General features: G+C 55.8%; 13 protein-coding genes and 1 riboswitch. Of the genes, 6 read left to right on the forward strand and 7 right to left on the reverse strand.

Features of this window, described 5'->3' with window-relative positions:
• Positions 1 to 76: 76 nt before the first annotated feature.
• Entirely contained in the window at positions 77 to 1,129 is a 1,053-nt protein-coding gene (gene fbaB, locus AB4K05_RS09960) for a class I fructose-bisphosphate aldolase (RefSeq protein WP_368479825.1), read from the reverse strand.
• Between the two features lie 245 nt (positions 1,130 to 1,374).
• Between fbaB and AB4K05_RS09965 the strand changes: the two genes are divergently transcribed.
• From AB4K05_RS09965 to AB4K05_RS09975, 3 genes are read left to right on the forward strand one after another with little or no spacing between them, the layout of a single operon-like run.
• Complete coding sequence (locus AB4K05_RS09965) at positions 1,375 to 2,658, forward strand: nucleoside permease (RefSeq protein WP_368479826.1); 1,284 nt, start codon at positions 1,375 to 1,377, stop codon at positions 2,656 to 2,658.
• Positions 2,655 to 3,659 carry an ADP-ribosylglycohydrolase family protein gene (locus AB4K05_RS09970; RefSeq protein WP_368479827.1) on the forward strand — a complete coding sequence of 335 codons (1,005 nt, stop codon included), beginning with the start codon at positions 2,655 to 2,657 and terminating at the stop codon, positions 3,657 to 3,659. Before AB4K05_RS09965 ends, AB4K05_RS09970 begins: the two co-directional genes overlap by 4 nt.
• The gene (locus AB4K05_RS09975) at positions 3,656 to 4,600 is read left to right on the forward strand and encodes a PfkB family carbohydrate kinase (protein WP_368479828.1); all 945 of its coding nucleotides are present in this window, start codon (positions 3,656 to 3,658) and stop codon (positions 4,598 to 4,600) included. The genes AB4K05_RS09970 and AB4K05_RS09975 overlap by 4 nt, the downstream gene beginning before the upstream one ends.
• Here AB4K05_RS09975 and AB4K05_RS09980 read toward each other — a convergent pair.
• From AB4K05_RS09980 to AB4K05_RS10000, 5 genes are all read right to left on the reverse strand, one after another.
• Positions 4,574 to 5,320: a GntR family transcriptional regulator gene (locus AB4K05_RS09980; protein WP_368479829.1), complete on the reverse strand. Its 747-nt coding sequence runs from the start codon at positions 5,318 to 5,320 to the stop codon at positions 4,574 to 4,576. The two genes, AB4K05_RS09975 and AB4K05_RS09980, sit on opposite strands and share 27 nt — an antisense overlap.
• Positions 5,321 to 5,389: 69 nt before the next feature.
• Positions 5,390 to 6,190: a bifunctional hydroxymethylpyrimidine kinase/phosphomethylpyrimidine kinase gene (thiD, locus tag AB4K05_RS09985; protein ID WP_368479830.1), complete on the reverse strand. Its 801-nt coding sequence runs from the start codon at positions 6,188 to 6,190 to the stop codon at positions 5,390 to 5,392.
• Positions 6,187 to 6,972 (reverse strand): hydroxyethylthiazole kinase, encoded by a 786-nt coding sequence (gene thiM / locus AB4K05_RS09990; protein WP_368479831.1) that lies wholly within the window; start codon positions 6,970 to 6,972, stop codon positions 6,187 to 6,189. Before thiM ends, thiD begins: the two co-directional genes overlap by 4 nt.
• 32 nt (positions 6,973 to 7,004) lie before the next feature.
• A riboswitch (TPP riboswitch) is annotated at positions 7,005 to 7,101 on the reverse strand.
• A 133-nt stretch (positions 7,102 to 7,234) separates the two neighbouring features.
• Positions 7,235 to 8,587 carry a diguanylate cyclase gene (locus tag AB4K05_RS09995; RefSeq protein ID WP_368479832.1) on the reverse strand — a complete coding sequence of 451 codons (1,353 nt, stop codon included), beginning with the start codon at positions 8,585 to 8,587 and terminating at the stop codon, positions 7,235 to 7,237.
• Between the two features lie 203 nt (positions 8,588 to 8,790).
• Positions 8,791 to 9,006: a hypothetical protein gene (locus AB4K05_RS10000; protein WP_368479833.1), complete on the reverse strand. Its 216-nt coding sequence runs from the start codon at positions 9,004 to 9,006 to the stop codon at positions 8,791 to 8,793.
• A 553-nt stretch (positions 9,007 to 9,559) separates the two neighbouring features.
• On the opposite strand from AB4K05_RS10000, the gene AB4K05_RS10005 reads away from it, so the two are divergent.
• Positions 9,560 to 10,042: a hypothetical protein gene (locus tag AB4K05_RS10005; protein WP_368480155.1), complete on the forward strand. Its 483-nt coding sequence runs from the start codon at positions 9,560 to 9,562 to the stop codon at positions 10,040 to 10,042.
• 32 nt (positions 10,043 to 10,074) lie between these two features.
• Here the strand turns inward: AB4K05_RS10005 and AB4K05_RS10010 are convergent, their stop codons facing one another.
• Complete coding sequence (locus AB4K05_RS10010) at positions 10,075 to 10,998, reverse strand: LysR family transcriptional regulator (protein WP_368479834.1); 924 nt, start codon at positions 10,996 to 10,998, stop codon at positions 10,075 to 10,077.
• Between the two features lie 125 nt (positions 10,999 to 11,123).
• Between AB4K05_RS10010 and AB4K05_RS10015 the strand changes: the two genes are divergently transcribed.
• Together AB4K05_RS10015 and AB4K05_RS10020 are read left to right on the forward strand one after the other, a co-directional pair.
• Positions 11,124 to 12,932 carry an adenine deaminase gene (locus AB4K05_RS10015; RefSeq protein WP_368479835.1) on the forward strand — a complete coding sequence of 603 codons (1,809 nt, stop codon included), beginning with the start codon at positions 11,124 to 11,126 and terminating at the stop codon, positions 12,930 to 12,932.
• Positions 12,922 to 14,265 (forward strand): NCS2 family permease, encoded by a 1,344-nt coding sequence (locus AB4K05_RS10020; protein ID WP_368479836.1) that lies wholly within the window; start codon positions 12,922 to 12,924, stop codon positions 14,263 to 14,265. Before AB4K05_RS10015 ends, AB4K05_RS10020 begins: the two co-directional genes overlap by 11 nt.
• Positions 14,266 to 14,298: the final 33 nt, after the last annotated feature.

Consider the following 14,298-nt stretch of genomic DNA (forward strand, 5'->3'; position numbering starts at 1 on the left):
TGATGTTTTTCACAAAAGGGGGATGAACTGTGAAGAGGATCGGCCCCCGCTGCCGAACGGCTGCGGGGGCGAATATTTACGCGAAGGTCACTTTGCTATCGAGGTAAACATCCTGCACGGCATTAATCAGCGCAACGCCGTCCGCCATCGATTTTTTAAATGCTTTACGGCCAAGGATAAGCCCCATGCCACCTGCGCGTTTGTTGATTACCGCCGTGCGCACGGCATCGGCGAGATCGGTTTCGCCGCCGGCGGCACCACCGGAGTTAATCAGCCCCGCGCGGCCCATATAGCAGTTCGCCAACTGGTAACGCACTAGGTCAATCGGGTTATCGGTGGTTAACTTGCTGTACACGCGGTCGTCGGTATAGCCGAAGTTGACCGCCTTGTAGCCGCCGTTGTTTTCCGCCATTTTCTGCTTAACGATATCCGCGCCGATGGTGGCTGCCAGATGGTTCGCCTGACCGGTAAGGTCTGCGGAGACGTGATAATCCACGCCATCTTTTTTAAACGCTGGGTTACGCAGGTAGGCCCACAATACGGTGACGAGGCCCAGTTCGTGCGCCCGCTCAAAGGCGGCAGAAATCTCTTCAATCTGGCGCCTAGACTCTTCCGAGCCAAAATAGATGGTCGCCCCAACCGCCACCGCGCCCATATTGAACGCCTGCTCGACGCTCGCGTACAGCGTCTGATCGAAGGTATTGGGGTAGCTCAGGGTTTCGTTGTGGTTGAGTTTGACGAGGAAAGGAATGCGGTGCGCATAGCGGCGCGATACCGATGCCAGTACGCCGTAGGTGGAGGCCACGCAGTTACAGCCGGCTTCAATCGCCAGCTCAACAATATTCTTCGGATCAAAATACAGCGGGTTGGCGGCAAACGACGCCCCGGCTGAGTGCTCAACGCCTTGGTCGACCGGCAGAATCGACAAATAGCCGGTCCCGGCTAAACGTCCGGTATTATAGAGCGTCTGCATATTTCGTAGTACGGCAGGTGGACGGTTGTTATCCGTCATCACCCTATCAACGTAGTCGTGCCCGGGTAAATAGAGCTGGTCGGCTGGAATGGTCATACAACGATGCTGTAAGAGTGTGTCGGCATCTTTGCCAAGCAGCTGCGCAATATCAGTCATAGCTATGCTCCCGTGAGCCGACATCATGTCGGCGTGAATTTCCCGCCCCGAATTTTTGGGCACGGTAAGTCTGGTCCCGGATACGGGATTTTTCCATTCTGCGGGCATCTTTAAGTGCAATCTGCTGGCACGATTCATGGACGGCAAAGTGTTACAGCGGTCAAACTTTCACCCCAAAGGTATTTAAAAGGTATTATACAATGGTATTGTCTATACGTACCTTACCTGTCATGAAGGATTTAAAGATGAAAACTACAGCAAAGCTGTCGTTCATGATGTTCGTTGAGTGGTTTATCTGGGGCGCGTGGTTTGTTCCCCTGTGGCTGTGGCTCAGCAAAAGCGGATTCACCGCCGGTGAAATCGGCTGGTCGTACGCCTGTACCGCTATCGCTGCGATCCTCTCGCCAATCCTGGTTGGCTCGCTGACCGACCGCTTCTTCTCGGCACAAAAAGTGCTGGCGGTGTTGATGTTCGTCGGCGCAATCCTGATGTACTTCGCCGCCCAGCAGACCACCTTCAGCAGCTTCTTCCCGCTGCTGCTGGCCTATTCCCTTACCTACATGCCAACTATCGCGCTGACCAACAGTATCGCCTTTGCCAACGTGCCGGACGTCGAACGTGATTTCCCGCGTATTCGAGTGATGGGCACCATTGGCTGGATTGCCTCGGGTCTGGTCTGTGGCTTCCTGCCACAAATGATGGGCTATAGCGATATTTCGCCAACCAACATTCCGCTGCTGATCACCGCGGGAAGCTCGCTGCTGCTGGGTATTTTTGCCTTTGCGCTGCCCGATACGCCGCCGAAAAGCACCAGCCGGATGAGCCTGAAAGTGATGCTGGGATTGGATGCCTTGATCCTGCTGCGCGATAAAAACTTCCTCGTCTTTTTCTTCTGCTCTTTCCTGTTCGCTATGCCGTTGGCCTTCTACTACATTTTTGCCAACGGCTATCTCACCGAAGTGGGAATGCACAACGCCACCGGCTGGATGACGCTCGGTCAGTTCTCTGAAATCTTCTTTATGCTGGCGCTGCCGTTCTTCACCAAACGCTTTGGCATTAAAAAGGTATTGCTGCTTGGTCTTATCACCGCGGCAATCCGCTACGGCTTCTTCGTTTATGGCGGCGCGGAACAATACTTCACCTACGCGCTCTTGTTCCTCGGCATTCTGCTGCATGGCGTGAGCTACGACTTCTACTACGTCACCGCCTATATCTACGTTGATAAAAAAGCCCCCGCACATATGCGTACCGCCGCACAGGGCTTGATTACGCTCTGCTGCCAGGGGTTCGGCAGCCTACTGGGCTACCGTCTGGGAGGCGTGATGATGGAAAAGATATTCGCTTATAAAGAGCCGGTGAACGGGCTGACCTTCAACTGGGCGGGAATGTGGGGTTTCGGCGCCATCATGATTGCCGTTATCGCCGTGTTGTTTATGATTTTCTTTCGCGAATCGGATAAAGAAATTACCGCAATTGCGGTGCCAGACTCTCCATCCGATGCTGCGCTGACACAAGGGGAAGTAAAATGAAAACGCAACGAATTCTCGGGGCACTGTATGGCCAAGCTTTAGGCGATGCGATGGGCATGCCATCGGAACTGTGGCCGCGCACGCGGGTGCAGGCGCACTTTGGCTGGATTGACCGTTTTCTGCCGGGGCCGGCGGAAAACAATGCCGCCTGCTACTTTCAGCGCGCCGAATTCACCGATGATACCTCGATGGCGCTGTGTCTGGCGGATGCCATCATTGAACGTAAAGGGGCTATCGACCCGGATCTGATTGGTCGCAACATCCTGGCTTGGGCAGAAGGTTTTGATGCTTTCAATAAAAACGTGCTCGGCCCAACGTCAAAAATTGCCCTCAATGCCATTCGCGAAGGCAAACCGGTGAGCGAACTTCAAAACAACGGCGTGACCAACGGCGCGGCAATGCGCGTCTCGCCGCTCGGCTGCCTGCTGCCGCCAACCGACCTCGATGCGTTTATTGACGACGTGGCGCTAGCCTCCAGCCCTACGCATAAGTCCGACCTCGCTGTTGCAGGTGCAGTAGTGATAGCGTGGGCCATATCAAAAGCCATCGACGGTGAAAGCTGGCAATTCATTGTCGATGCGCTGCCCGCCGTAGCCCGCCACGCTCAGCAAAAGCGGATAACCACCTTCAGCGCCTCACTTGCCTCTCGCTTGGAGCTCGCGCTGCAGGTCGTGCGTCAAGCGCCCGGCAGCGAATCCGCCAGTGAGCAGCTTTACCAACTGGTTGGCGCGGGAACCAGCACCATTGAGTCGGTTCCCTGTGCAATTGCAATGGTCGAACTGGCTCAGGGCTGCCCGAATCGCTGCGCTGTGCTGTGCGCAAACCTCGGCGGCGACACCGATACCATCGGCGCGATGGCGACCGCCATTTGCGGCGCGCTGGGCGGCATTTCGTCCATCGACCTCGCGCTAAAACAGCAGCTTGATGAGGTAAATCAGCTCGACTTTAACCGCTACGCCAACGCGCTGGCCCAGTACCGTGAGCAACGGGAGGCCTCATGAACCTAGCGAGCCTGCACAACCAGCGGCCAATCACCGTCGTCGGCGCGGCGGTCATTGATGTGATTGCCGACGCCTACGCGCTGCCATGGCGTGGCTGCGATATCGAATTGCAGCAACAGAGCGTTAACATCGGCGGCTGCGCACTGAACATCGCCGTGGCGTTAAAACGTCTGGGAATACAGGCCGACAACGCGCTGCCGATTGGCCAAGGCATGTGGGCGGAGATTATCCGTAATAATCTACGTAAAGAAGGGCTAGTGAGCCGCATTGACGGAGTGAGCGGCGATAACGGCTGGTGTTTGGCGCTGGTCGAACCGGACGGTGAACGCACGTTTATGTCCTTCAGCGGCGTTGAAAATCAGTGGAACGCCGACTGGTTGGCACAGTTGAACATCGCCCCGCATAGCCTGCTGTCGCTATCGGGGTATCAGTTGGCCTCGTCATGTGGCGAGGTGCTGGTGAGCTGGCTGGAAAGCCTGAATGACGTGACGCCGTTTATCGATTTCGGCCCGCGCATTGCCGATATTCCTGAATCATTAATGCAGCGAATTATGGCCCGCAGACCTATCGTGTCGCTTAATCGTCAGGAAGCGGAAGACGCGGCGCGACGTTTTAGTCTCCCGACCACCACCGAAGCGTTCGGCAAAGCGTGGTTAGAGGTGTTTTCCACACCGCTTATCGTGCGCCATGACAAAGAAGGCGCATGGTACTTTAGCGCCCAGGAGCAGGGTCTCACCGCACCGTTTACCACCGTGGTGGTGGACACTATTGGCGCCGGAGACAGCCATGCTGGTGGCACGCTGGCCGGGCTGGCATCCGGCTGGACGCTTGGAGAATCGGTACGGCTCGGCAACGCCGTTGCCTCTTGGGTGGTAGGCCATCGCGGAGGAGACTGTAGCCCAACGCGCGAAGAATTACTCCTCGCTCACAAAGACATATAGATCGCTACGGCAGTGGCTGATGCTGTATTCAATCGGCCGCTGCTGCTGGTCAAGCGCCACCTGCTTGATGACCAATACCGGGATTTTATCATCCATACGAATGTGCGACTGAAACTCCGCGTCCGGCATCCGGGCGCTAACCCGCGAGCGGGTATGCTGCGGATAAATATGCTGGCTGCGGAAATAGTCGTACAGCGACACGCCAATCACATCCACATCATGAATAAGCTGAGCGGGAACCCAGGATTCTTCAATGGAAACCGCTTCGTCATCGACATAACGAATACGTTTTAGCAAAAAGACATCGCTTTGCGGAGCGACGGCGAGTTGTGTCGCCACCTCTTCCGGGCAGGGAACAACGCGTTTGTTGACCCACAGCGTGTCGGGCTTTTTCCCCCTTAACACCACTTGCTGGGAAAACCCGTGCGCCGCTTTGAGCGAGTATTCAAAGATGTTATTTATTTGCGTGCCGTAGCCGCGCGCACGGGTGACTACACCCTCATCTTCCAGCGTCTGCATTGCTTTGCGCACGGTGATCCGCGACACACCGGTAAGCTGGCTCAGGTCACGCTCGCCGGGCAGAATATTGCCGTGCTCTAGCACGCCGCTGCGCACGGCGTTCTTCACCGTCTCGGCAAATTTCAGATACAGCGGCGTATTATCCGCCGCAGCAATGCGCTCATTGAGTTGTGCTACCAGCCGGGTATGCGCTTGTTCCATCGTGGATTTCCTGGTGAAAGGTCTGGCGAAAGTACTGATTTGAAGTATACGTTCCGCCCGACGCGAAGACTACCACCAGTCGTGGAAATGGTGCACCGGGCCAATCCCGCCACCGACCTCCAGCGTGTCCGCCTGCGCCAGCGCCTCTGACAGCCAGGCTTTTGCCACCGGCACCGTTTCCTGCCAACTGGCATGGCGTGGCCTTAATGCCGCAAGTGCCGCTGATAACGTACAACCGGTGCCGTGGGTATTTTTGGTCATCACTCGCGGCGCGGTAAAGCGCATTTCACCAGCGGCGGTAAACAGCCAGTCCGGGCTTTCAGCGTCATCAAGATGCCCGCCTTTCATCAGCACCGCTTCACAGCCTAACGCACGTAGCGCACGCCCCTGCTCAAGCATTTCCCGCTCGTTGCGAGCATGCGGTGCATCGAGCAGCGCAGCGGCTTCCGGCAAATTAGGGGTAATCAACGACACCTGCGGCAACAGGCGCTGACGCAGCGTCTCGACCGCCGAGGACGACAGCAGCGGGTCGCCGCTTTTCGCCAGCATCACCGTATCCAGCACCACGTTCTGAATCCGGTAGCGTGCCAACCGTTCGGCTACCGCTTCGACAATATCCGTCTCTGCCAGCATGCCAATTTTGGTGGTGTCGATGCGCACATCGCTAAAAACCGAGTCTAGCTGTGCAGCGACAAAATCAGGTTCAATACGATACACCGACTGCACGCCGCGCGTATTTTGCGCCACCAGCGCGGTAATCACTGAACAGCCGTAAGCACCCAGCGCGGAGAAGGTTTTCAAATCGGCCTGGATGCCCGCACCGCCGCTGGGATCGGTGCCGGCAATGGTCAATGCATTAATACGTTTCATGCATTCACCTCCATGTGCTGCGCATGCAGCGCGTCGACGAAAGCGGGGATGAAGCTCCCCGGTCCGCGCCCCTCGGCGGCCTGCGCCCCGGCATGTTTCATCATCGCGCAGGCGGCGGCCACATTGTGCAAACGCTCACCCGGCAGGGCACAGCAGGCCGCCACCACTGCCGACAGCGCACAACCGGTACCCACCACTCGCGTCATCAGCGGGCTGCCGCCGTGTACGGCAAGCGTTTGTTGCCCATCGGTGATGTAATCCACCTCGCCACTCACCGCAACAACCGCCCCGCTTTCGCGAGCCAGCCACTGTGCCGCAGGCAACGCGGCGGCTGCCGTATCCGTGCTGTCAACGCCCCTACCGCCGGAGCTCGCACCGGCCAAGGCCATAATCTCTGAAGCATTGCCGCGTATAGCCGCCGGATGCAGATGCACAAGTTCACGGCAGAATTCACTGCGCAGACTGAGCGCCCCAACCGCCACCGGATCAAGCGTCCACGGAGTTCCGGCGCGGTTAGCGGCATCTACCGCCGCGCGCATCGCCTGCGCTCGTGGCTGGGTTAGCGTCCCAACGTTGACCAGCAGCGCGCTGGCAATCGCGGAAAACTGTGCGGCTTCACCGGCGTCAATCACCATCGCAGGCGACGCGCCCAGCGCGAGCAGTACGTTGGCGGTGAAAGTCTGCACCACGTCGTTGGTCATACAGTGGACAAGAGGGGCATGTTGTTGGAGGAGATGTGCGGTGCGCGTGCGATGCGCAGAATTTAGCAGGTCGGCTTGCATGGTTTGCTCCTGCCTAACGCGAAGAAGCAAGACCTGACGGTCGCTGACTTCCCTACGCTGGCATTATCCAGATCAGGTGGTACGGGTATTTCTCAGCCTTCACTAGGAAGGGCACCCCGAGTCATTTAAATCATTATTAAAGCGTTGCGATTAACATTCCGCTTTTTTGGATCATGCCAGCCGCAGAGCTGACAAACAAGCCTTAAATCTGCTCTGCGCCCCACGCCGTGTTTCAGTTCTTGATCTCTAACCCCATCGATACCTACCGATGAAATCGCCGCTGCTCTTTGCCATTTTTGGCAAAATACATCGCCTGGTCTGCGTATTCGAGCAGGTGGCGCTCGTCATTACCATCTTGCGGATAGTGTGCTGTGCCGATACTGGGCACGATGCTCAAACGGTGACCGTCTAGATTAAACGGCGAGTTAAAAGCCTCATCGATTTTCTCGACGACCAGGGCGGCATATTCCGGTGATGCCCTGCCCTGAATCAAAACCACAAACTCATCGCCGCCAACGCGCGCGACGGTATCCGACTCGCGTACGCACCGTTTGAGGCGCACTGCGGTTTCTTGCAGCAGTAAATCGCCAATGCCGTGACCCAGCGTATCGTTAACCTGTTTAAATTTGTCGAGATCGATGAACAGCACGGAGAGCTGCTGTTGCTCGCGGCGTGCGGTGGCAAGCGCCACTTTTAGGCGGTCGTACAACAGCCCACGGTTGGGTAAGTCGGTCAGTTGATCGTATTGCGCCATATGCTGCAACCGCGCCTGCATCTGCTGGCGTTCAATAACCGTCGCAATTTGCGTTGAAACAAACTGCAGCAACTCTTGATCCTGCTCGTTGTAGCACACCCCGCCCGGATAGCTTTTCACCATCAGCACGCCAATGGTGCCCTTATGTGATTTTAGCGGCACGCCCAGCCAGCAAAATGGATTCATGCCAAAAGAGATGTGCAGCTCTTCCAGACGGTCAACCATCGTCTCTGGCGTAAGCAGCAGCGGCTGACCGCTATGGATAACCTCAGCGTAAAACGTACCCGGAAGAAGAGAAAAAGGGTCCGGCGTCTGCTCAAACTCATCTACATGATAAGGGAAGCTCAACTGGTTTGTTTCATCGTCATAGAGCGTGACCGAAAAGTTATCGACAGGCAGGAGCGTGCCGACGATCGCGTGAATGCGCTGAAACAGCTTGAGCAAATCTTCGGCGGTATGTGCGGCTTCGGAGATGGAATAGAGTGCAGATTGTATCGATTCGGAACGTTTACGCTCGGTGATATCACGCGCCACGCCAATGCGTAACTGGTCGGCCGGTGACCAGCGCGCCGACCACATGATATTGACGACGTGTCCATTCTTATGGACGTAGCGGTTCTCAAAATGGAATTGCGGATTGCCCGACATGACTTCCACTACCGAGTTTCGGGTGATTTCCCGATCTTCCGGTAGCATCATGTCAAACATGTTTGTGCCGATAATTTCTTGCGGTGTATAACCGAAAATACGCTCGCATGACGCGCTCGCATAAACGATATTGGCATCAGCATCAACGGCAAAAACAGCATCCAGCATGAGATCGATAAAACTGCTCAACGGGGCGTGAGAATTCGATTCCATAGAGATATTCAAAGCCTGAATATAAAAGAGAGTACGACTTCAAAAGACTTCCGTCGCCCATTAGCGCTACTGGCCATGCTCTGCACTACCGGTTAAAGATAGTACAGGTTTAGGTCACGATACAATGAAAAGAGTCACATAGCGGGTCAATCATCAGGCCCCCAAATGAAAGCCTGATAGGTGAAAGGGAATACGTCGTGCGGTTATTGCGCCTGATAAATCCGTTTACCCTCAAACATGGTCCACACCACCTTCGCATCCCGCAATTTTTCGATGCTCGGCATCGGCTTTGGCAATGCGCGGGAAAGCGCGACGGAATTGGCGATCTCTGCCAACGTGGGATTCAGATGAAGGGTTTGGCTGATGTAGTCCATCGCCTTAAAGACAGGCTTGCGATGATCCTGTTGCAGAGTAGGCATCTCGGGGCCGCCTAGCTATGACATAAAAGTAGACAGCCAGTATGCCAAATAATTTTATACTCATCATGGGTAAATCAAACTCTCAAACTAATATTTAATTATTAATTAACAACAATAAATTAGGAATAATCTGTTTCCCTGCTTAATTCTTTCATACGAAGCCTTCCCGCCTTCGTCGCATTGCGATTAAATAACGATCAAAGAAAAATAAAATATAATTAAATCAATGTACTCCGTCATATAACTGCCGCCAAAAATCATCTTGGTCGCATGATAGCCAACACGCAAATCAATCGAGGGAGAATAAGTCAACTTATTGTTTTTAAACACAAATAACAATAAAAACACTTTTCAAACAAGACACTATCGCTTTCGATTTCCGACATGATCTAAGTCAATATTAATATAATCAACTTAGTTGATAGTTGCCTCGTGCAATAAAAAGCAAACAGTTTAAGTTTGCCGCACGCATAAATAGCTAATATTCAAAATTGTTATTTGCTTAAAAAAAGCAAAAACACTTGGCAATGTTCAGTAATAAATAAGGTCAATGATGAAAGCAAAACTGATGGTGTTAACGGGGCTGATGAGCGCCGTATTTCTTGCTGGCTGCACTTCCCCAGCACAACGGATGGCAGCATGTGAAGCACAAGGCGTTTCTAAAGACACATGCTATTTATCAGAGCAAAACCGGCAACAGGGTATAAATAATGCGTCACTCGCAGCGGCCTATGCTAACGCGGCCAATGCGACCCGCCCGGCTGAGCAGCATGCCCAGGCAGCGCATGTCGCAGACCCGATGCGTGAAGCAACCCTCTCTTCAAACGTCCTGAAAGCCACGCTTTCCAATGGTTTTTTCACTGCCACCGTTAATGGCAAGAAAGCCACGGTGAAACGGTTTAATGCCAATTTCTATGAAATTCACGGCGCGGGCTACGTTATCTCCGTCAGCATGAATGACGACGGAATTGATAGCGCGTCTTGGAATAAAACGCATGGCCGCGATCATGGCGTTCTGACTGTAACCCAGAAATAAGACGTTTGATTAAAGGAGGCGTTGCGCCTCCTTTATCCCTCCCCCTCACGGAGCTGCTTTAGCAACAGCGTGAAGCACGCCTCAATCATCGGCGGCAGCGCCTGCGGGCCACGCATCAGCGCTACGGTACGGGTGAGCGCAGGTTGCTGAAGCTGGGCCACGCGCAGTGCGGGGTCCTGCAAGTGGGTGGTGTAAAGCTGCGGTAGAATGCCCACCGCCAGCCGTGAACGCACCAGCCCATACAGCGTTTCAATATAATCCACCTGATAGCGGACATTAAGGGTTAGCCGTTGGCTTTCAACCAACGCCCCCACCAAACGCTGAATATTCCCTTTCGAGAACATCGCGATATCCCGCCCCGCTAGCTGCTTCCACGGCAGATGCGGCTGAGCGCCCTGCGGGTCATCAACGTGCAGCACCGCCACCAGCGGATCTTCACGCAGGGGGAAAAGCTGGAGCTCTTCCGGCAGCGCGCTGTCTATGGCCCCAATACCAAAATCAATCTGTCCGCTTTGCAGGTCACGGGCCAGCGCATCGTTGGTGCGATCATGAAACTCAACCTTCAGACGGGGAAACGCCTGTGCTAGCGCATCGGGAAGCAGAGGAAACAGCAGCGAGCTGACTGACGGTACCAGCCCAATGCGCACGGTGCCGTCACCGCCCGCTTCGACAATCTGCTGGATATCCTGAAATGCCATCTGCGCCACGCTTAGCACACGCTGGGCATGCGGTAAAATCGCGGCACCCAGTTCGGTCAGCGTCACCGCCGAGGCGGTACGGTTGACAAGCTTGCCGCCGAGCACCGTTTCAATTTGCCGCAGCGCGCTGCTGAGCGCTGGCTGACTTATCGCTAGCCGATTGGCGGTATCGGTAAAGTGACGTAGCTGGGCCAGCGTGACAAAATACTGCAATTGTTTAAGCGAGAGCGCAGGCAGTCGCTGCCAAGGTTCTGTCATATTGAGCTTCACTCGTGGCAATCACGCAGAATAAGCCGAAGTTATCAGGTGATAAGTTTTTTCATCTGGGCAACCGTTTGCTCTGCCCCTAAAGTAGCGCACATTATCCCTGTGCCGGAGTTGTTATGTCCAGCGATGCTGAAAACCGCCGCCGCGCCATCCAGGCCGCCCGAGGCGAAGTCCCGTTCGATCTTTTGCTCACCGACGCTCGAATTGTCGACATGGTGACCGGCGAAATCCGCGATGCCGATGTCGGTATCGTAGGCGAGATGATTGCCAGCGTGCACCCACGCGGCAGCCGCCACGATGCGCTCGAACGTCATTCTCTGCCGGACGTCTATCTCTCTCCGGGGCTGATGGATACTCACGTTCACCTCGAAAGTTCCCACCTGCCGCCAGAGCGTTACGCTGAAATCGTGCTGGCGCAGGGCACCACCGCCGTCTTCTGGGATCCCCATGAACTGGCGAATGTGCTGGGCGTTGCCGGCGTGCGCTACGCCGTCGACGCCAGCCGTCACCTGCCTTTACAGGTGATGGTCGCAGCTCCGTCTAGCGTCCCGTCAACGCCTGGGTTGGAGATGTCCGGCGCTGATTTTGCCGGTGCAGAGATGGAAACCATGCTCAGTTGGCCGGAAGTGCGCGGCGTGGCGGAAGTGATGGACATGCACGGCGTGCTACACGGTAGCTGTCGCATGCAGGAAATCGTCCAAGCCGGGCTCAACAGCGGCAAACTGATTGAAGGCCACGCGCGTGGTCTTAGCGGCGCGGCATTGCAGGCCTATCTCGCCGCAGGTGTCACCTCCGATCACGAGCTCACTTCCGCCGATGATGCGCTGGAAAAACTGCGCGCCGGTCTGACCTTAGAAATTCGGGGTTCGCACCCTTACCTACTGCCGGATATCGTCAAGGCGCTGAAAACGCTGCCGCACCTCTCCTCGCAAATCACCGTCTGCACCGATGACGTGCCACCGGATATGCTGCTGGAAAAAGGCGGCATCATCGCCCTGCTGAACCTGTTGATTGAACACGGTCTGTCAGCAACCGATGTGCTGCGCTTTGCGACGCTCAATGCCTCAATACGTTTACAGCGCAACGATCTTGGGCTGATCGCCGCCGGACGCCGTGCGGACCTCGTGGTCTTTGACTCGCTGGATAAATTAGAAGCCCGCGCGGTATACGTTGCCGGTAAGCAAATTGCCCGCGACGGGAAGCTGCTCCAGCCGATTGCCGCCGCCGACGGCGTCACCCCGCCGCGCGATACCCTGCGCCTAGCGCCACTTATTGCCGATGATTTTGCACTACGGGTTGGCGATATCGAGCATGGCGTTGCACGTCTGCGCCATATTCGCGGCGCGCGCTTTACCCAATGGGGCGAAATTGACGTCGAGATCCGTGACGGCAAAGTGCAGATCCCCGCCGGATTTAGTCTGATTTGGGTGAAGCACCGCCACGGTCGTCATCAAGCTAAGCCACAGATTGCGCTATTAGAAGGCTGGGGCGAGCTGCGCGGTGCGATTGCCACCAGCTACTCGCACGACTCGCATAATCTGGTGGTACTGGGGCGTGATGCGAACGACATGGCCATAGCGGCTAATCAGTTGATTGCTTCCGGCGGCGGGATGGCGCTGGCACAAAACGGCAGCATCCTTGCCCACGTCGCGATGCCGATTGCCGGTATGCTCTCGGACCAACCGCCGGCAGAGCTTGCCGCGGCATTTAGCAACCTACGTTCCCTAAGCGCCAAAGTCGCCGACTGGGAGCCGCCGTACCGGGTATTCAAAGCCATTGAAGGCACCTGCCTTGCCTGTAATGCCGGGCCGCATTTAACCGATTTAGGGCTGACCGACGGCACCACGCGACAGATTGTCGATCCGGTCATTTCGTCACAACACACCACACAACAATATCAGGGAGCGCCACACAATGGCCGATAATACCCTTCAATCTGCAACGTCTGGGAACTGGCTGGAGCGGCGCTTTGCCCTCTCCTCACGCGGCAGCTCGCTGCGTACCGAATGTCTGGCAGGCGTCACCGGATTCCTCGCTGCCGCCTATCTGCTGGTGGTAATCCCGGGCCTTTTAGCCGTGGGCGGTATGGATAAAGGCGCGGCCACTACTGGCACCATTCTGGTGTTTGTAGGCGGTACGCTCTTGATGGCGTTTTACGCCAACCTGCCGTTTATCGTCGGCCCCGGTATTGGCGGCTCGGTGCTGGTCGGCGTGACGCTTGCCGGCAGCGAACATATCGGTTGGCAGATTGGTCTGGGCATCGCCTGCTGGTCGGGTATTCTCTTTTTCCTGCTGACTAAATTTGGCCTGCGCGAGGTGGTCACTCGCTCGGTTCCGCAGTCTATTAAGCTGGGATTAACCGCCTCTATCGGTCTGTTTGTCGCCGTGCTGGGCTTTCGTAACGCTGGGCTGGTGCTCGCGAACGCCAAAACCAACGCATTGATGCTGGGTGATTTCCTCGCGCCGGGCGCACTGGTAGCGCTGTGTGGATTGTTTTTGGCCATTGCGCTACAGGCACGTCGCGTTCCCGGTGCCATTCTATGGGCCATTCTTATCGCCACCTTGGTCGGCATTCCGGCTGGCGTCACGCATCTGCCAACCCGCTTTATTGATATGCCGCATTCGCTGGCACCGGTACTGGGGCACGTCGATATGCTGGGCGCGCTGAATATCGCTTTCCTACCGTTCCTGTTCGTCTTTTTCGCCTCAGAGTTTTTCTCCACCATGGGAACGACGCTGGCGGTTGGTGGCGAAGCGGGTTTACTGGATGAAGAAGGCAATATGCCGCATATCAACCGCCCGTTTATGGTTGACTCCATTGCGGCGGCCGTCGGCCCGTGGCTGGGCATTCCGGCGGCAACTGCGCTGATTGAATCTTCAGCGGCAGCGGAAGCTGGCGGCAAAACCGGCCTGACGGCGCTGGCTGCGGCGGTGATGTTCCTGCTGATGCTGCTGTTCACCCCGGTTGCGCTGATGATCCCTAAAGAAGCTACCGCCCCGGCGCTGATCTTGATTGGGCTAAATATGTTTGGCGGGCTGCGTAAAGTGGATTTAGCCAACTTCACTGACGGATTACCGGTGTTGATGATGGTGATGATCACCTTAATCGCCAATAGCTTTGGTACTGGGATCGCCGGCGGCCTGCTGTTCTATATCATGATCAAAACCGTCGCCGGGAAATGGCGCGAGATCCCGATTGGCCTGTGGATCTTGGCGGTGCCGCTGGTGTATTACTTCGCCACGCTGGTCAGACACTAAGCGAGTTTTTATCTGGCTAATTGCGGCTAAGAG

It is taken from the genome of Kluyvera sp. STS39-E, from assembly GCF_040932435.1.
In the GTDB taxonomy this organism is placed as follows: domain Bacteria; phylum Pseudomonadota; class Gammaproteobacteria; order Enterobacterales; family Enterobacteriaceae; genus Kluyvera.